This is a genomic window from Xanthomonas sp. 4461, from assembly GCF_024806475.1.
Taxonomy (GTDB): domain Bacteria; phylum Pseudomonadota; class Gammaproteobacteria; order Xanthomonadales; family Xanthomonadaceae; genus Xanthomonas; species Xanthomonas arboricola_F.
On sequence record NZ_JANTYV010000001.1, the window covers coordinates 1,234,391 to 1,253,139 of the forward strand.

The window sequence follows — 18,749 nt, forward strand, 5'->3', positions numbered from 1 at the left end:
AGGCCAGGCACGTACATGACATGCCTGGCCTCTTTGATGTACTGCATCAACTGCGCGAGATATCAGCGCACCGCTGACGCCACTCGTAGCACCTTCGGTGTAATGAAGATCAACAACTCTGCCTTACTCTTGTTACGACCGCGGCTCTTGAAGAGGTTGCCAAGAAATGGCACATCGCCAAGGAATGGAACCTTATTGACACTGGAGCGGTCGGTGAACTCGTAGACGCCACCGATTACAACAGTTTGGCCATCGTCCACCAGGACAGCGGTGTTGATCTCGCGACGATTGATTGAAGGAACAGTACCGTAATTCGGCAGTTCGATCAGCTGGTCGACCTCGTCTTTCTTGACGTTCATGTTGAGGAAGACGCGGTTGTCGTTGGTGATCGTAGGCGTCACCTTCAGTTCCAGAAGGACTTCTTTAAACTGGACATTGGGTGTTGCCGCAGCTCCGTTGGTGCCACCTGTCACCGTCACGTAGCCGATTTCACGGCCCTGCTTAATCACACCTTCGCGCTGGTTGGAAGTCACGATCCGGGGATTGGAAATGACTTCGCCGCGTCCTTCCTGCTGCAAGGCAGACAATTCGAGATCCAGGTTGAAATTCGAACCCAAAAGCGTATAGGCAAGACTTGGAGCCGTTGCTCCACTTGTGAAGGCACCAGTTGGCAGATTCACATTGAGCCCCCTTCCAGCAGCAACACCGCCGCCTGGTGCGTTACTGCCAATCGTTGCAACATTGTCGCCGTAGGTATGAGTTCCACCCAGTCCGAACTTGGCACCCAGATCACGCGCAAACGAATCTGTTGCAATGACAATCCGTCCTTCGATCAACACCTGATCCACCGGGCGATCGATATGCGAAATCAGCTCGCGCATCTGCGCGACTTTCTTCGGGATATCGCTGATCATCAACGTATTGGTGCGTTCATCAGCAACCAGGCGACCGCGCGGCGATAAAAATCCGTTGTCCTGCTGACCTGCACCACCGCCCCCCTGGCCGCCACCACCGCCGCCGCCAATTCCCTTAGCTTCGGTGAGCGCCTTAAAAATGGCCGAGGCGTTGTGGTAATTGATCTGTACGTAATCGGTGATCAGGTCTTCGCGGTTTTCGATCGCGATGCGGGCGTCTTCCTTGTCCTGCTCGAACTTGGCCAGCTCCGGCTGCGGGGCGACCCACACCACGCCACCGTCGCGGCGCTTGTCCAGACCCTTGGCGCGCAACACGATGTCCAGCGCCTGGTCCCACGGCACGTTCATCAGGCGCAGCGTGACGTTGCCCTGCACGGTGTCGGACGCGACGATGTTGAGGTTGGACTCTTCTGCGATCAGCTGCAGTACGGTGCGTACCGGCACGTCCTGGAAGTTGAACGTCACCGGACGTCCGCTATAGCCGCGTGCGGCGATCTGGGCAGCGGCCTGGGTCACCGATGCGGCACTCACGCCACCAACGGCCGGCTGGCCCTTGCGTGGGGTGATTTCGACCACGTACTCGTTGCCGGTCTGATAGGCCAGCGAATCGAACGCGCCTTTGGTCGACAGCACCAGCTGCGAGCCAGAGCCGGACGGCTTGACCTCTACCCGCTGCACCGGCGTCGCAAAGTCGGTGACATTGAGCGGGCGCTGCAGTTCCGGCGGCAACTTGGCGTTGCTGATGTCCACCAGCACGCTGTCGCCCTGGGTCCGCAGGTCCGGGCTGGCGCCCTGGCCGTCGAACTTCAGGATCAGACGGCCTGCGCCATCTTCGCCGCGTTTGAAATCGATCTTGGACACCGCCAGGCTCGCCGGAGCGGCCTTGGCCGGATCCTGCGCAGGCTGGTTCAGCGCGGCGGCTGCGAACGAGCTGCCACTGGCCAGCGCCAGCGCGAACCCCAACGCGCAGGCCTGGAGCATCGCGTGGCGTCGAACCGGACGCAGCCGCTGGGCATTGGAAAACGTCATCGTGCTATCCCCTATCACTTTATTGATCATCCAATGCGAGCGCGGCCGGCCGTTCAAGCCATCCACCCGCACCGTCCGGCACAAGTTCAATCAGCTCGATGCGGTCTTCGTAGACCCCGGTCACCCGGCCATCGCTCTGTCCCAGATACACACCCGGCCGCACCCGGTACGTCACCTTGTCCGGCGCCATCACCAGCGCGATCAGGCCCGAGCCGCCTCCAATGGTCCCCACCATGTCGAGGGCGTCGAGCGGGAAGGCTTCCAACGGTTCCTTGCGCCGGTTCGGGTCCGGACGGGTACCGTTGCTGCCTTCCGCGCTGACCCAGGCATCGCTGAACGGGTCGCGCATCACTTGCGCCGAGTATTCGAACGTCTCGAACTGCTGCATCACCGGCAGCGGCTCCAGCGGCGGCGCAGGACGCGCACGCACCTCGGCCACCCAGGCTTCCAGATTCGGCGCATCGCCGGGGGTAGTGGTCACGCCGCGCGTGCACGCCGGCAATACTGCAATTAGCGCCACGCAGGACAGGATCTTGAGCAATTTCATGGTCATTGGCCGCCCTTCTTCGCAGCGTCGGCCGCAGCCTTTTCCTGCTCGGCCATTTCCTCATCGTCCAGATAACGATAGGTCTTGACCGTGCCGGACAGCTCCAGCGCACCGCGCGGCGTGATACCGGCCTTGGCGTCCTTGGGCTTGAGGTTGATGTCGTGCATGGTCAGGATCACCACGCGCGGCAGCGAGGCGACACCGCTGACGAAGGCACCGAACTGGTGGTAACTGCCCACCATGCGCAGGGCGATCGGCTTTTCGGCGTAGAACTCCTTCGGCGATTCCGGACCCGGCTGGAACAACTCGTTCGACAGGCCGCTGGACAGCGCGGTCTGCGAGATGTCGATGATCAGGTCCGGCATTTCGGTCTTGCTGGGCAGCTGACGCAGCATCTGCTGCAGCACCTGCTCCATCTGCGCGAGCTGCTGCTTGAGCGGCTCCAGGTTCACCGCACGCCCCTGCTGGGTCTCGAACTCGGTGCGCAGCTGGGTTTCGGTGCCTTCCAGCCCTTCCAGTTCATCGCGCTTGCTGCTGATCAACAGGAACCAGGCCAGCACCATGATGAACAGGCCGACCACCACGCAGAACACAATGCGCGCCTGCTGCGGCCAACCGCCGATGTTGTTGAAGTCCAGATCGCTGAGCTTGAATGATTTCTTACTCATGACGCCGCCCCCTCCTGCGGCCGATTGGCAGGCGCCGGCGCTGCCTGCGGTGCAGCCGCAGGTGCGCTCGGCGGCGTTGCAGGCGCAGGTGCCGCTGCCGGGGCAGCGGGCGTCGTACCCGCCGGCGTGGCAGCCGGTGCAGCCGGATCCACCACCGCGGGCGCGGCGCCGTTCTTGTCAGCCTCGTTCGGGTTGGCCAGCTTGACCTTCAGCGTGAACACGTAAGGCAATGCCTTGGTATCCATCGACGAGGCTGCCGGCTGTCCGGCCGCCTTGTCCTGGCTCTTGGCTTCGATGATGGACAGATCCGGATTGGTCATCCAACCCGAGCCTTCCAGGTTGCGCATGTAGGCACTGACGCGCGCGTTGGACTGCGAGCGGCCTTCCAGGGTCAGGATGTCGCCGTCCTGCTTGATGTTGGTCAACGCCACGCCATCGGGAATGGTGCGCACCAGCGAATCGAACAGATGCACCATCTGCGAGCGGTTGGCCTGCAGTTCCTCGATCACCTTCTTGCGCGCAAGCAGGCGGTCCTTCTTCTTGTCGAGTTCCTTGATCTCTTCGTTCTGCGCCTTGACCTTGTCGATCTCGGCGGTCAGGAACGCATTGCGCTCGGTCTGGCCGCTGATCTGCGCGTCGTAGTAGAACCAGATCAGCGCCGACAGCAGCACGCCACCGAGCGCGGCGAAGCCGAGCATCGAATAGAACTCACGCTCGCGCGCTTTCCGGCGCTCGGCGCGCCAGGGCAGTAGATTGATTCTTGCCATCAGTCAAAGCTCCTCAGGGCCAGGCCGGTGGCGATCATCAGGGCGGGCGCATCCAGCGCCAGCGCGTGGGCCTGGACCTTCGGACCCAGCGTCATCTGCGCAAGCGGGTTGGCCACCACGGTGGTCACGCCAAGCTGCTCTTCCACCATCTCCGGCAGCCGCGACAGCGCAGCGCAACCGCCGGCCAGCACGATGCAGTCGACGCGATTGAATTCGCTGCCCGCATAGAAGAACTGCAGCAAACGGCTGATCTGCTGCACCGTTGCCTCCTTGAACGGCTCCAGCACTTCGACCTCGTAGCTTTCCGGCAAACCGCCCTGACGCTTGGCCAGGCCGGCTTCCTCGTAGGTCAGGCCGTAGCGGCGCATGACTTCGTCGGTGAGCTGCTTGCCGCCGAACACTTGTTCGCGGCTGTACAGGCTACGACCGGAGCGCAGCACGCTCAGCGTGGTCATGGTGGCGCCGATATCGACCAGCGCCACCACCGCATCGGCGGCCACCGGCAGTTCGCTGGCGACCAGGGCAAACGCGTTCTCGACCGCGAAGGCCTCCACGTCCATCACCTTGGCAGTCAGACCACCCAGTTCCAGCGCCGATTGGCGCAGCTCGACATTCTCCGAGCGCGAGGCAGCCAGCAACACCTGGACCATGTCCGGGCTGTTGGGCATCGGGCCGAGCACCTCGAAATCGAGATTCACTTCCTCGATCGGGTAAGGAATGTAATTGGTGGCTTCCAGTTCGACCTGGGCTTCCAGGTCGCTGTCGTCCAGGTCGGCCGGCATCGGGATCAGCTTGGTGATCACCGCAGACCCGGCCACGGCCGCAGCCGCGTTCTTGGCCTTGCTGCCGGAACGGTTGATGGCGCGGCGAATGGCTTCGCCCACCGCCTCGACTTCAACGATGTTCTTTTCCACGACCGCATTCGGCGGCAATGGCTCCACCGCGTAATGCTCCACGCGAAAACGGTTCCCGCTGCGCGACAGCTGCAAGAGCTTCACGGCAGTAGAACTGATATCGACACCAATCAGTGGCGACTGACTCTTGGGTAAAAGCCCCACGGTAACTCCCCTGCCGACGGGCACTTGGACGCATGTCTGCGCCCTCGTATTAATAATCAAATTTTAACAGTTGACAAGCCCTTCACGCGCAAGGCAATTACCCCGCGAACGTGACCCCAGTGCTGTCTTCTGCGATCCCCAGAGTTCGGCCCCAGCCAAACCCGGCGTCATCTATACTCTGTGACCAAGAAATCTGCAATCGGAATCTCTCTTACATGCCCCGTATTCGCCGTTGGCTGGGCTGGATCCTGGCCACGCTCGTTGTGCTCGCACTGCTCGGCGCCATTGCTGCCGGCGGCCTGTATTACGCCATTTCCTCGAAGTTGCCGGACGTACAGTCGCTCAAGCAGGTCGAGCTGCAGGAGCCGATGTACGTCTATTCCAGCGACGGTCGCCTGATGGCCGTCTACGGCGAGACCCGACGCTACCCGATCCAGATGAAGGACGTGCCGCTGCGCCTGAAGCAGGCCTTCCTGGCGACCGAGGACGCGCGTTTCTACGAGCACGGGGGCGTGGACTACAAGGGCATCGCCCGCGCGGTGTGGCTGCTGGCCAGTACCGACGCCAAGCGCGTGCCGGGCGGCTCGACCATCACCCAGCAGGTGGCGCGGCAGTTCTTCCTCAGTTCCGAATACAGCTACACCCGCAAGCTTGCCGAGATCCTGCTGGCGCGCAAGATCGAGAGTGAGCTGAGCAAGGACGAGATCTTCGAGCTGTATCTCAACAAGAGCTTCTTCGGCAACCGCGCCTACGGCGTCGGTGCCGCCGCCGAGTACTACTACGGCAAGAAGATGAGCGAATTGAGCCTGGACGAGATGGCGTCGCTGGCCGGCATCCCCAAGTTCCCGTCCAGCGGCAACCCGATCAGCAACCCCGAGCGCGCGCGCGAACGCCGCGACTATTACGTGCTGCAGCGCATGGCCGACCTGGGCTTCGTGACCCAGGCCGAAGCCGATGCCGCCAAGGCGGTGCCGATGCATGCCAAGCCGCACGAGCCGCCGGTCGAGGTGTACGCGCCATACGTGGCCGAGCTGGTGCGTCAGGAGATGATCGCCAAGTACGGCGGCGATGTGCTCAACAAGGGCTACCACGTCACCACCACCATCGATTCCACCCTGCAGACCGGCGCCGATGCGGCGGTTGCCGAAGGCCTGCGCCTGTACGACCACCGCCATGGCTGGCACGGCGTGGAGCAGCATTTCGATGTCGCCGCCGATGCGGATGCACCGGCCCTGGCCAAGCATCTGGCCGGCGCGTTCACCCAGGGCGGTCTGCGCGCGGTGATCGTGGCACGCACCAATGCCGACGGCGGCGTGACCGTCGTACTGAGCGACAAGACCGAGCTGACCCTGCCGCCCAGCGCCAGCCGCTGGACCAACAAGACCCCGGCCAAGCTGCTGACGCGCGGCGACCTGACCCGCATCCGCGCTGGCGAGAAAGACGGCGAATGGATCATCGACCAGTTGCCGCGCGGCCAGGCCGCGCTGGTATCGCTGGATGCCGACAGCGGCGCACTGCGCGCCCTGGTCGGCGGCTTCAGCTTTGCCGGCAACAAGTTCAATCGCGCTACCCAGGCACGCCGCCAGCCCGGTTCCAGCTTCAAACCGTTCGTGTATGCGTCGGCGTTCGAGAAGGGCTTCAACCCGGCCTCGATCGTGCTGGATGCGCCGGTGGTGTTCCGCGATCGTCGTGGCAAGACCTGGTCGCCGCAGAACGATGGCGGCGGCTTCCGCGGCCCGATGCGGCTGCGCGAGGCGCTGGTGCAATCGCGCAACCTGGTGTCGGTGCGCCTACTGGATGCGATCGGCGTCGATTTTGCACGCAAATACATCAGCCAGTTCGGTTTCCAGGAAGCCGAGTTGCCGCCCAACCTGTCGATGTCGCTGGGCACCGCGTCGCTGACGCCGCTGTCGGTGGCGCGCGGTTACGCGGTGTTCGCCAATGGCGGCTCGCGCGTGGACACCTGGATCGTGGATGAGGTGAAAGACCGCGACGGCACTGTGGTGTTCAAGGAAGTGCCTGCGGTGGCCTGCCGCACCTGTGCGTTGCAGGGCGGCACGGCCGCGCCGGTGAGCCAGGTGGTGGACGGGTTCAACTTCGGCGCCCAGGCGCCGGCCACGCCGCCGGCGGCTCCGGCCACCGACGCGGCGCCGACGCCAGCACAAGCCGCACCGGCGGCGATCGCCGAAACCAAGATCGCGCCACGCGCCATCGATGCGCGCACCGCTTACCAGCTGGTGTCGATGATGCGCGACGTGGTTCAGCGCGGCACCGGCACGGCGGCCAAGGTGCTGGGACGCGAAGACGTGGGCGGCAAGACCGGCTCGACCAACGACCACCGCGATGCCTGGTTCTCCGGCTTTGGCGGCCCGTACGCCACCACCGTGTGGGTGGGCCGCGACGACTTCCGCTCGCTCGGCTATCGCGAGTACGGCGGCAAAGCCGCACTGCCGATCTGGATCGACTACATGCGCGTGGCACTGAAGGACAAGCCGATCGCTGCCAACGACCCGCCCGAGGGCATGACTCAGGCCACCATCAATGGCGCGGTCGAGTGGGTCAAGAACGAAGACCTGGATCGCCTGCAGGATTACGACTACGGCCTGCAGGAACAGCAGGACGAGAAGGCGTTCGATATCTTTTGAGGGCCGGGATTCGGGATTCGTTATTCGGAAATGGGGAATCGGAACGGCATCGCCGGCCCGGTTCCCCGATCGATGCGCATCGGCTGCTGGCTCGCGTAGACGCAGACGCAGACGCAAGCACCGTTGCGTGATTGCCACGTCCGGGATGGCATGGCGCATTCGCCACCTCTTCATGCCGCTGATGTAGAGTCGGACCAGGTTCATTAGGGGAGCCCGGCCATGCATCACGCGCGCGAACACGCCGATACGCGAACCCGAGAACGTCGCCACCGCCTGGCGCACGAAGCCGCCCGGCTGATGGCCGAAGGCGGCATCCGCGATTTCCATCAGGCCAAGCTCAAGGCCGCCAGCCGGCTCGGCATCCACGACGACGCATCGCTGCCGCGCAATCGCGAGATCGAAGATGCGCTACGCCAATACCAGCGCCTGTTCGCCGGGCCCGACCACGCAGCGCGGCTGCGACAACGCCGCGAAGCGGCCTTGCGCGCACTGGAATTCCTGAGCCAGTTCCAGCCGCGATTGATTGGCCCGGTACTGGACGGTACTGCCGATGCAAACGCACCGGTGCAATTGCAGCTGCATAGCGACGATCCGGACGCATTACAGCGGTTTCTGGAAGAACACCGCATCCCGGCCGAAGCGCGCACCCGCCGTCTGCGGCTGGACCGCGAGCGCAGCGGCGACTTCCCGGTGTGGCTGTTCAGTGCCGAGGAGCTGACCTTCGACCTGACGGTGCTGCCCTACGACGCGCTACGCCAGGCGCCGCTGTCGCAGCTGGACGAAAAACCGATGCCCCGCGCCTCGGCCGCACAATTGCGGCAGTTGCTCGCAGAACAGGAGACTGACGCGTACCAGCAACGGGAGTAAACGCGCGCAAACGCTACATCGCTGCGCACGCCGCCAGCACTCTTCCGCAACTGCTCGCTACGTTTGTCAGCCGCTTGGTTAAGCGCTTGCGCTCCAGCAGGCAACAACAAAAACGCCCCGCAATGCGGGGCGTTCGTTTACGCAGACGATCTTCAGCCGATTAACGCTTGGCGCTGTCGGTGTAGTCGCGCTTGTCGTAACCGGTGTAGATCTGGCGCGGACGGCCGATCTTCATTTCCGGGTCGACCTGCTGCTCCAGCCAATGCGACACCCAACCGGCGGTGCGCGCGATGGCGAACATCACGGTGAACATTTCCACCGGAATATTCAGCGCCTTGTAGATCAGGCCCGAGTAGAAGTCCACGTTCGGGTACAGCTTGCGCTGCACGAAGTAGTCGTCCTTCAGCGCGGCTTCTTCCAGCTTCAACGCCACTTCCAGCAGCGGGTCGTTGACGCCCAGCTCGCCCAGCACCTTGTGGGTCATCTCGCGGATGATCTTGGCGCGCGGGTCGAAGTTCTTGTAGACGCGGTGACCGAAGCCCATCAGGCGGAACGAGGAGTTCTTGTCCTTGGCCTTGGCCACGGCCGACTCGACGTTATCGGCAGTGCCGATCTCTTCGAGCATCTTCAGCACCGCTTCGTTAGCGCCGCCATGTGCCGGGCCCCACAGCGCGGTGATGCCGGCAGCGACCGACGCATACGGGTTGGCACCGGTCGAACCGACCAGACGCACGGTCGAGGTCGAGGCGTTCTGCTCGTGATCGGCATGCAGGATGAACAGCAGATCCAGTGCCTTGGCGACAACCGGATTGATCTCCAGCGGCTCGCTCGGCACTTCGAACATCATGTGCAGGAAGCGGTCGACGTAGTTCAGGTTGTTGCGCGGGTAGCGGATCGGCCAGCCGATCGAATAGCGGTATGCGGCGGCGGCCAGGGTCGGCACCTTGGCGATCAGACGGATGGCGGCCTGACGGCGCTGTTCCGGATCGTTGAGGTCCAGGGTGTCGTGGTAGAACGCCGACAGCGAGGCGACCGAACCGGCCAACATGGCCATCGGGTGCGCATCGTGGCGGAAACCGCCGAGGAAGTTCTTCAGCGACTCATGCATCATCGTGTGATGCGTCACTTCGTGGTCGAACTTCTTGAATTCGTCCGCCGTCGGCAGTTCGCCGTTCATCAGCAGATACGACACTTCCAGGAAGCTGGACTTCTCGGCGAGCTGTTCGATCGGATAGCCGCGGTACAACAACACGCCGTTGTCGCCATCGATATAGGTGATGGCCGACTTGCAGCTGGCGGTGGCGGTGAAGCCCGAGTCGTAGGTGAACAGACCGGTTTCTTTGGTCAGCTTGGAAATATCGACGCAGTCATTGCCCAAGGTGGGCTTGAGAACCGGCAGAACGACCGACTTGTCGCCGGCGTTGAGCGTGACCTGATCAAGATCGGACACTGTGTACGCTCCTTCAGTGGAAGGCGCCTGATCCCACATGGGCAGGCACGTGATGGAAGTCCAAGGCATCGCCTCGGATCACGTCATTATCGCACAGCAGCATTTTGGCCGTCGCTTGGACAGAAGTCGTAGACGCACCTGTCGGGACCACGCAAGCGAAGCGCCGGCGCTCCAAACAACAACGGCCGCGCAATGCGCGACCGTTGTCGGTACAGCCCGTCCTGCAAGTTCAGCGCGCGTAGCGCTTCTGGAACTTGTCGATACGGCCGCCGGTGTCGATCACCTTGTGCTTGCCGGTATAGAACGGGTGCGACGCGGAGGAAATTTCCACCTTGATCAGCGGATATTCCTGGCCGTCTTCCCACTTCACGGTCTCTTTCGAGCCCATGGTGGAACGGGTCAGAATCTTGAAGTCGGACGTCACGTCGTGAAAGACGACGTCTTTGTAGTTGGGATGCACGTTATCTTTCATGGACTTGGCGCCGGGCTGCCTGGATAAGCCGAGCATTATAGCGGCCTCCGCTCGCCCGGCGCAAGGTCGCCCTAGCCGGCCGCCAACGCCGCCCCGACCAGGCCGTAGAACCGCTGGCGGTCGTACTCCAGCAGCAGGTTGGCGTTGTCGGGCGCGCCACCCTGCCGGTTCCAGTCCACCAGGGTCATGCCGCGGGTGTGCGTACCGGACAGTTCGATATGGACCGGGCGCTGCTCCAGGCGCTGGGCGCCTTCCGGGTGCAGCGCGAACGCCATCGCCAGCGCGTCGGCGGCGTACCAGTACTCGCCACGGCTGTCTTCGGACCACAGGCGGGTCTTGCGCGAGATTTCTTCATAGAAGCGGGCGCGGGCGCTATCGGCCGCCAACCATTGCTCGACATCGCGATGCAGCAGGCCGTGCGCGATGGTGGCTTCCCAGTCGGCCACGTCGAAGTGCGGGAAGCCGCGGAACACGATATGCGCCGCCTCCGGGTCGAAGCCGATGTTGAATTCGGCGGCAGGCGTGATGTTGCCATGCCCGGTCAGCGCCCCGCCCATCACCACCAGCCGGCCGACGCGTTGCGGCAGGGTCGGGTCCAGGGTGAGCGCCAGGGCCAGGTTGGTCAGTGGGCCCAGGGCCACCAGCAACAGCTCGCCGGCGTAGTCGTGCGACAGACGCAGGATGGCGAGCGCCGCATGCTCGGCCTCGGCGCTGCGCCTGGCCGCCGGCAGGCCGACATCACCGAAGCCATCGATGCCGTGCACGTGCGCTGCATCGACCGAGGGGTGCAATAGCGGCTGCGGGCAACCGGCATACACCGGCACATCCGCGCGGCCGGCGATCTCGCAGACCTTCAGGGCGTTGCGCACGGTGTGCTCCAACCCCACGTTGCCGGCGGCGATGGTCAGCCCGACCACTTCATGGCGGGCGTCGTTGAACGCCATCAGCAACGCCAGCGCGTCATCCACGCCCGGGTCGGTATCGATCAGCAGCGGTATTCTTTTTGTCATGGGATTCGGGATTGGGCATTCGGGATTCGTTGCGGCATCTTCGCAAGGATCGGCCGGCCAAGCGAACGCCTTCGGATGAAAAGGAAGCCGCAGCCTTTGCTTTTACGATTCCCGATTCCCGATTCCCGAATCCCCGCCTCTCAAGCGGCCGCATACCGCACCGCGCTGCCGATCCAGCGCGCGACCACGCGATCGGCGATCTCCGGCGCGTCGGCCAGCAGGCGCTCGGCCAGCACCTGCACGCGCGGCAGCAGGCCGGCGTCGCGGGCCAGATCGGCGATGCGGAAACTGGCCAGGCCGGTCTGGCGCGTGCCCAGCAGTTCGCCGGGACCGCGCAGCTCCAGATCCTTTTCCGCGATCACGAAACCATCGTTGGTCTGACGCATGGTTTCCAGGCGTTGACGCGCCATCATCGACAGCGGCCCCTGGTAGAGCAGCACGCAACTGGACGCCGCCGCACCGCGACCGACCCGGCCACGCAGCTGGTGCAACTGGGCCAGACCCAGCCGCTCGGCGTTTTCGATGATCATCAACGAGGCGTTGGGCACGTCCACGCCGACTTCGATCACGGTGGTGGCAACCAGCAGATCGCTGCGGCCTTGCTTGAAATCCAGCATGGCCTTCTGTTTTTCAGCCGGTTTCATGCGGCCGTGCACGAGCGCGACGCGTACGCCGGGCAGCTGCGCCGACAAGGCCTCGAAGGTGACTTCCGCGGCTTGCGCTTCGATGCGTGGCGGGCCGGCCGGTGCAGCCTTGCCCGGGTCTTCGCTTTCTTCGATGAGCGTGCACACCCAATACGCCTGGCGCCCTTCGGCGCAGGCGGCGCGGATGCGCTCGACAAGATCGGGGCGCCGTTCGGCGCTCAGGACGATGGTCTGCACCGGCGTACGGCCGGGCGGCAGCTCGTCGATGGCCGAGACGTCCAGATCCGCATAGGTCGACATCGCCAGGGTGCGCGGGATCGGCGTGGCGGTCATCACCAACTGATGCGGCACGCTGCCGGCGGCTGCGCCCTTGTCGCGCAGCGCCAGGCGCTGATGCACGCCGAAGCGGTGCTGCTCGTCGATGATGGCCAGCGCCAGGTCGTGGAACACCACCGCTTCCTGCATCAAGGCATGCGTGCCGACTACCACCTGGGCCTGGCCGGAGGCGACCTCGGCCATCGCCGCCGCGCGTGCCTTGCCAGTGACCTTGCCGGCCAGCCAGACGATGCGCACGCCCAGCGGTTCCAGCCAGCCGCGCAGGTTGGTGAGGTGTTGCTCGGCCAGCAGTTCGGTGGGCGCGGCCAGGGCGACCTGCTTGCCCTGCTCCACAGCCAGCATCGCCGCCAGGGCAGCGACTACGGTCTTGCCGCTGCCGACATCGCCCTGCACCAACCGCAGCATCGGCGAGGGCTGCGCCAGGTCGTGCGCGATCTGTTCGAACACGCGTTGCTGCGCGCCGGTGAGCCGGAACGGCAATGCAGCGCGCAATCGTTGCACCAGGGTGCCGTTCCCAGGCAACACGGGCGCATGGAAGCGCTGCAGGGCGATGCGCTGGCGGCGCAGGCTGAGCTGGTGCGCAAGCAGTTCTTCGAGCGCCAGCCGCTGTTGCGCCGGATGCCGGCCAGCGAGCAGTTGCTGCGGATCGCTGTTCACCGGCGGGCGGTGCATGGTCAGCAAGGCGCTGCGCAGCGAGGGCAGTTGTTCGTCCTGCAGCCAGTGCGGCGGCAGCAACTCCAGTGCGGCCTCCGGCGGCAACCGCTCGAGTGCCTGCCCGATGAGCTTGCGCAGCGTGGCCGGGCCGACGCCTTCGAGCACCGGATAGACCGGATCCAGGCTGTCGCCCAGTTGTGCGTCTTCGTCCGCCGCGAGCACGCGGTAACTGGGATGGACAATTTCCCAACCGTTCTGGCCGGGCTTGGGCGTGCCGAACACCCGCACGCGCGTACCGACCGCAAACTGCGCCACCTGCGCGGCGCGAAAGTGGAAAAAGCGCAGCACCACGCTGCCGTGCGACTCGTCCGAGATGGCCACGCGCAGCAACGGGCGAAAGCGAAAGCCGCGCTCCACCGCCTCCACCCGCCCTTCGATCTGCGCCGGCACGCCGCTTTGCAGCTGCGCGATCGTGGTCAGCCGGGTGCGGTCTTCATACCGCAGCGGCAGATGCAGCCACAGGTCCTGCACGCTCAGGATGCCGCGCGCGGCAAACTTGTCGGCCACTTTCGGGCCAACGCCGGGCAGGCTGGACAGCGGAGCCTGGCCGGCGACGGCCAGGCTCGGCGTGGCGACGCGCGCGCGGGGCACGGCGGGTCGGATCAGTCGCGCCGGATCACTCGAGCACCATCACCGCATCGACTTCGAAACCGGCGCCCTTCGGCAGGCCGGAGACTTCGATGGTGGAACGGGCCGGGAACGGGGCCTGGAAATACTCCTGCATCACCGCGTTGACGGCGGCAAACTGGCCCAGGTCGGTCAGGTACAGGCCCAGCCGCACGATCTTGTCGAGCGAGCCACCGGCCGCTTCGGCCACCGCCTTGAGGTTGTCGAACGCACGGCGCGCCTGCGCACCGATGTCGCCCGGCACGATCTCGCCGGTGGCCGGATCCAGCGGGATCTGGCCGGAGAAATACACCGTGTTGCCGGCGCGCACTGCCTGCGAGTAAGGGCCGATGGCGGCAGGCGCCTGGTCGGTATGGATGATCTGGGACATGGCGACTCCGTCAACACTGAAAACGAGCGCGCATTGTATCGGCGCCTGCCATGGCGGGCGAATGCGGCGGTGACGGCGCGCGGGCCTCGGTGGTGGCCTAACGGCGCGTTGCTCGGTGGACTGGGTGTCTTGCCGTGGTATGGGTTGCGGCTGGCTTTCGCTTGCGCGCGATGGCTTCAGTGAGGCTGTAGGTGTGCGCTGCTGGACGCTGTGTGACGTAGTGCGTGAGGCTTCGCCCGTCCACTCATCCGCCCCTTCGGGGCACCTTCTCCCCCATGAAGGGGGACGATGTCCCGATGGGAGAAGGGAGGTGCGCCTTCTCCCGTGAGAGAGCGCCAGGACTAGGTAATCGGCGCCGGATTGAACAACGCCAGATCGTTGTGCAGGCGGTGCTGCTCGGTCCAGGTGCGCTGGCCGCTGGCAACGTCCAGATAGCGCTGGAACAACTCCCAACCCAATTGCTCCAGCGTCTTGGCGCCGGTCGCCACGCCGCCGGCATCGATGTCCATCAGGTCGGACCAGCGTTGCGCCAATTCGCTGCGGGTGGCCACCTTGATCACCGGCACCATACCCAGGCCGTAGGGCGTTCCGCGCCCGGTGGTGAACACGTGCAGGTTCATGCCCGCCGCAACCTGCAAGGTGCCGCAGACGAAATCGCTGGCCGGGGTGGCGCAATACTGCAGCCCGCGCCCCTTGACCCGCTCGCCGGGCGGCACCACACCGTTGATCGCCGAGGAGCCGGACTTGGCGATCGAACCCATCGCCTTCTCCACGATGTTGGCCAGCCCGCCCTTCTTGTTGCCCGGGGTGGTGTTGGCGCTGCGGTCGGCCTGGCCGCGCGCCAGGTAGGCGTCGTACCAGGCCATTTCGCGCACCAGCGCCTTGGCGACATCGGCATTGGCCGCGCGCGGCACCAGCAGGTGGATGCCATCGCGCACTTCGGTGTTTTCCGAAAACATCACCGTGGCACCGGCGCGTACCAGCAGGTCGGCGGCCACGCCCAGGCCCGGGTTGGCGGTGACACCGGAAAACGCGTCGCTGCCGCCGCATTGCATGCCCACCACCAGCTCGCTGGCCGGCACGGTTTCGCGGCGACGCAGGTCCAGATGGCGCAGGCGCGCTTCGGCCATGGCCATGATCGAGCCCACCATGTCGGCAAAGCCCAGGCTGGCTTCCTGCAGGCGATACACGCCGCTGTCGTCGGCGCTGGCATCGTCGGGCAGCAGGCGCTCGGGCGCGAGTTTTTCGCAGCCCAGGCCCACGATCAGCGCCTGCCCGCCGAAGTTGGGGCTGCGCGCGATGTTGCGCAGCGTGCGGATGGGGATGATGGCCTCCGGCGCGGTGATTGCCACGCCGCAACCGTAGACGTGATTGATCGCAACCACATCGTCGACATTGGGATAGTTGGGCAGCAGCTCGGTGCGGATGCGCTCCACCGCATGGCCGAGCACGCCCACCACGCACTGCACGCTGGTCATGATGCCCAGGATGTTGCGCGTGCCGACACTGCCGTCGCGGTTGCGATAGCCCTGGAAGGTGTAGCCCTGCAGGGGCTCGGGTGCGGGTGCCGGCTGCAGCGACAGATCCAGCGCGCTCAGATCGGGCGCTTCGGGCATCGCCAGCAGTTGCTCGCTCACCCAGGCGCCGCGTGCGATGTCGGCATTGGCGGTGCCGATCACCGCGCCCAGGCGGATCACCGGCGCGCCGGCGGCCAGGTCGCGCAGCGCCATCTTGTGGCCCTGCGGAATGTGTTCGATGGCGGTGAGCCCATCCGGAAAAGTGGCGCCGGCCGGCGCGCCGTCATCGTTGACGACGATGGCGACGTTGTCGCGCGCATGGGCGCGGATGCTCAGCCAACGGGTGGATTGCTGGGTTGCGGACATCGTGGGGCTACCTTGCAGGCGTGGGGTGGAGTGCATTACCGGTCGGGGCTGTCGAACTGACGGCGGTACTGCAGGATCAGGCGGTTTTCATCGACATTGCGCTGGTAATTGGAGCGAAAGGTGCCGTTGAACCAGATGACGCTCAAGTGCTTGAAGCGCTCGCTCTGGAATTGATAGGTGGTCAAGATATCGCGAGCCCACTCGCGGCCTTCGCCGGCATAGGTGGCCGGCTGCGCATGGTCGCCGCTGATGTAGCGCGCCATCACGCTGAGGCCGGGAATGCCGATGCTCTTGCCATCGATGCTGTAACGCAGCTGCCAGCTGCGCTCGCCGCGTTCGAGAAAGTCGTTGATGAAGGTCCAGTTGAAGACATTGCCGTCGGTGCCGCCCGGCCAGGGCATGGCGCTGGGGCCGGACAGGCGTTGATAGCCGGCGCCGAATTCGTGCCCACCCGTGCGCCAGGACAGCATGCTGCTGAACATGCGGTTGTCGATCGGCCCGGCACGCGACTGGCCGATGTCATCGGTGCGGAAATAACGCAGATCCACACGCAGCTGGTCCTTGCCGAAGGCATGCGTCTGGATCAGGTTGTAGAGCTGCTGCCGGTAGATGTCTTCCATCACCGCGCCCTGATAGCGCAGTTGCGTGCCGGGCACGACGCTGTAGGTTGCCGAGAGCAGGTTCAACGCATCCGAATCCGGCGTGCCTAAAAAACGACGGTTCTTGTTGGTCAAGGTGATGGGCACGCGCGAATCGCCGTCGCGGTACCAGGCGCTGGTGAAGCGCGCGAGCAGCAGATCGAGCTTGGGCACGTCCTTGGATTCCAGGGTCACGCCCTGAAATGTCTCCGGCATGATGCGGGTGATGCTGGCGCGCACCAGCGGCTCGTTGGGAATGAAGCTGCCCCACTTCACTTCGGTTTGCGAGGCGCGCAGCTTGAGCGTGGGTGCCACCCGCATCAGCGCATGTTGCGCAGTACCGTCGTCGTTGTTGGGCAACAGGCCGGTGCCGCCTTCGGCGCGCACGCCATCGAGCTTGAAATCGCCGATACCCAGCAGATCCAGGCCCGCGCCGACCGCCCCGCGGGTATAGCCGCTACGGGCATCGACCACGAACCCCTGCGCCCACTCGGCACGCTTGCCCTGCCCTTCGCCGCTGCGGAAATCGCGGTTGTAATAGAAGTTGAGCGCGGTGACCTCGGCCGTTGCGCCATTCCAGAACCCCTCATCGGGTGGTTGCGCACGCGCACGCCCGGCCGCGCCGACCGCCAGCAGCGCAGCGCTGCTGATTGCCATCAAGCTTTTCATTGCTCGGTTCTCCACCTGCGGTGAACTGGCGGTCATGCGCTGCTGCCGGCGCTCCGGCAGCAGGCATCGGGGCGCTTCAGCGCACCAGGCAGGGCCGCTTGTTGTCGAAGGTCCAGTTGGGGATCAGCGCCTGCATCGCGGCGGCGTCATCGCGCGCGCCCAGGCTCAGGCTTTGGTAGGTGCGATGCGCGGCCTCCAGCGCGTCCATGTCCAGCTCCACACCCAGGCCCGGCCTTGCCGGCACCTGGATCTGGCCGCCGACGATCTGCAGTGGGTCGTGAGTCAGGCGTTGGCCGTCCTGCCAGATCCAGTGCGTGTCGATGGCGGTCACCTGCCCCGGCGCTGCAGCCGCGACATGGGTGAACATCGCCAGCGAAATATCGAAATGGTTGTTGGAATGCGAACCCCAGGTCAGGCCCCAGTCGCGACACAGTTGCGCCACCCGCACCGAGCCCTGCAACGTCCAGAAATGCGGGTCGGCCAGCGGGATATCCACCGACTGCAACTGGATGGCATGGCCCATCTGCCGCCAGTCGGTGGCGATCATGTTGGTGGCGGTCGGCAGGCCGGTGGCGCGACGGAATTCGGCCATGATCTCGCGCCCGGAATAGCCATCCTGCGCACCACACGGGTCTTCGGCATAGGCCATCACTCCATGCATGTCGCGGCACAGGGCGATGGCCTGATCCAGCGACCACGCACCATTGGGGTCGAGGGTGATGCGCGCCTGCGGAAACCGCGCGTGCAACGCATGGATCGCCTCGATCTCCTCCTCGCCGCGCAGCACGCCGCCCTTGAGCTTGAAATCGCGGAAGCCGTATTTTTCGTAGGCCGCTTCGGCCAGCCGCACCACCGATGCCGGCGTCAAGGCTTCCTGGTCGCGCACAGCCTCCCAGTCATCGCGGGCACCGCTGCCGTCGCGGTAGTTGAGCGCAGTCTTGCGCCGGTCGCCGATGAAAAACAGATAGCCCAGCACATCCACGGCGCTGCGTTGCTGGCCTTCACCGAGCAAGGCAGCGACAGGCTGGTCGAGGAATTGCCCTAGCAGATCCAGCAACGCCGATTCGATGGCCGTCACCGCATGGATGGTGATGCGCAGATCGAAGGTCTGCAGGCCACGGCCGGCGCTGTCGCGGTCGGCAAAGGCGGTGCGTACCTGATTGAGGATGCGCTGATACTCGGCGATGGAGCGGCCGCGAATGAGCGGCGCGGCTTCCTGCAGCAAGCCGGCGATCGCCGCGCCGCCAGGCACTTCGCCCACGCCGGTGCGTCCGGACGAATCGCGCAGCACCAGCACATTGCGGGTGAAGTAGGGCGCGTGCGCGCCACTGAGGTTGAGCAGCATGCTGTCCTGCCCGGCGACAGGCACCACGCGGATGTCGGTGATGCGCGGCGTGGCGCCGATGCTTGCAGGTGCGGTGTGGATAGTCATCGAAAGTCT

15 protein-coding genes are annotated in these 18,749 nt (G+C 64.9%); 2 read left to right on the forward strand and 13 right to left on the reverse strand.

Annotation, left to right across the window (positions count from 1 at the left end):
- Positions 1-62: 62 nt before the first annotated feature.
- From FHY19_RS05295 to FHY19_RS05315, 5 genes are read right to left on the reverse strand one after another with little or no spacing between them, the layout of a single operon-like run.
- Complete coding sequence (locus FHY19_RS05295) at positions 63-1,943, reverse strand: type IV pilus secretin PilQ family protein (RefSeq protein WP_259162663.1); 1,881 nt, start codon at positions 1,941-1,943, stop codon at positions 63-65.
- A 19-nt stretch (positions 1,944-1,962) separates the two neighbouring features.
- On the reverse strand, positions 1,963-2,496 hold the full coding sequence (locus tag FHY19_RS05300) for a pilus assembly protein PilP (RefSeq protein ID WP_259162665.1): 534 nt from the start codon (positions 2,494-2,496) through the stop codon (positions 1,963-1,965).
- A complete protein-coding gene (locus FHY19_RS05305; protein ID WP_011038333.1) occupies positions 2,493-3,158 on the reverse strand; it encodes a type 4a pilus biogenesis protein PilO in 666 nt (221 codons plus the stop codon). The genes FHY19_RS05300 and FHY19_RS05305 overlap by 4 nt, the downstream gene beginning before the upstream one ends.
- The gene (locus FHY19_RS05310) at positions 3,155-3,925 is read right to left on the reverse strand and encodes a PilN domain-containing protein (protein WP_259162681.1); all 771 of its coding nucleotides are present in this window, start codon (positions 3,923-3,925) and stop codon (positions 3,155-3,157) included. The genes FHY19_RS05305 and FHY19_RS05310 overlap by 4 nt, the downstream gene beginning before the upstream one ends.
- Positions 3,925-4,983: a pilus assembly protein PilM gene (locus FHY19_RS05315; RefSeq protein WP_039423791.1), complete on the reverse strand. Its 1,059-nt coding sequence runs from the start codon at positions 4,981-4,983 to the stop codon at positions 3,925-3,927. Before FHY19_RS05315 ends, FHY19_RS05310 begins: the two co-directional genes overlap by 1 nt.
- A 119-nt stretch (positions 4,984-5,102) precedes the next feature.
- Between FHY19_RS05315 and FHY19_RS05320 the strand changes: the two genes are divergently transcribed.
- Both FHY19_RS05320 and FHY19_RS05325 read left to right on the forward strand, forming a co-directional pair.
- Positions 5,103-7,628 carry a penicillin-binding protein 1A gene (locus FHY19_RS05320; protein WP_259156127.1) on the forward strand — a complete coding sequence of 842 codons (2,526 nt, stop codon included), beginning with the start codon at positions 5,103-5,105 and terminating at the stop codon, positions 7,626-7,628.
- 219 nt (positions 7,629-7,847) lie between these two features.
- The gene (locus FHY19_RS05325; RefSeq protein ID WP_259162682.1) at positions 7,848-8,495 is read left to right on the forward strand and encodes a hypothetical protein; all 648 of its coding nucleotides are present in this window, start codon (positions 7,848-7,850) and stop codon (positions 8,493-8,495) included.
- A gap of 160 nt (positions 8,496-8,655) precedes the next feature.
- On the opposite strand, the gene FHY19_RS05330 is transcribed toward FHY19_RS05325, so the two are convergent.
- From FHY19_RS05330 to gudD, 8 genes are all read right to left on the reverse strand, one after another.
- Positions 8,656-9,945 carry a citrate synthase gene (locus FHY19_RS05330; protein ID WP_039409911.1) on the reverse strand — a complete coding sequence of 430 codons (1,290 nt, stop codon included), beginning with the start codon at positions 9,943-9,945 and terminating at the stop codon, positions 8,656-8,658.
- 229 nt (positions 9,946-10,174) lie between these two features.
- Positions 10,175-10,417: a type B 50S ribosomal protein L31 gene (locus FHY19_RS05335; protein ID WP_010364531.1), complete on the reverse strand. Its 243-nt coding sequence runs from the start codon at positions 10,415-10,417 to the stop codon at positions 10,175-10,177.
- Positions 10,418-10,488: 71 nt separating this feature from the next.
- Positions 10,489-11,427: a nucleoside hydrolase gene (locus tag FHY19_RS05340; protein ID WP_259162683.1), complete on the reverse strand. Its 939-nt coding sequence runs from the start codon at positions 11,425-11,427 to the stop codon at positions 10,489-10,491.
- Positions 11,428-11,567: 140 nt separating this feature from the next.
- Positions 11,568-13,712 (reverse strand): ATP-dependent DNA helicase RecG, encoded by a 2,145-nt coding sequence (gene recG, locus FHY19_RS05345; RefSeq protein WP_259162684.1) that lies wholly within the window; start codon positions 13,710-13,712, stop codon positions 11,568-11,570.
- A gap of 25 nt (positions 13,713-13,737) precedes the next feature.
- Positions 13,738-14,118, reverse strand: a complete 381-nt coding sequence (locus FHY19_RS05350) for a RidA family protein (protein ID WP_007967636.1) — start codon at positions 14,116-14,118, stop codon at positions 13,738-13,740.
- A 341-nt stretch (positions 14,119-14,459) separates the two neighbouring features.
- Positions 14,460-16,001 carry a galactarate dehydratase gene (gene garD, locus FHY19_RS05355; protein WP_259156150.1) on the reverse strand — a complete coding sequence of 514 codons (1,542 nt, stop codon included), beginning with the start codon at positions 15,999-16,001 and terminating at the stop codon, positions 14,460-14,462.
- A 35-nt stretch (positions 16,002-16,036) separates the two neighbouring features.
- The gene (locus tag FHY19_RS05360; RefSeq protein WP_259162685.1) at positions 16,037-17,308 is read right to left on the reverse strand and encodes an OprD family porin; all 1,272 of its coding nucleotides are present in this window, start codon (positions 17,306-17,308) and stop codon (positions 16,037-16,039) included.
- Positions 17,309-17,384: 76 nt separating this feature from the next.
- Positions 17,385-18,740, reverse strand: a complete 1,356-nt coding sequence (gudD, locus tag FHY19_RS05365) for a glucarate dehydratase (protein WP_259162688.1) — start codon at positions 18,738-18,740, stop codon at positions 17,385-17,387.
- Positions 18,741-18,749 lie beyond the last annotated feature (9 nt).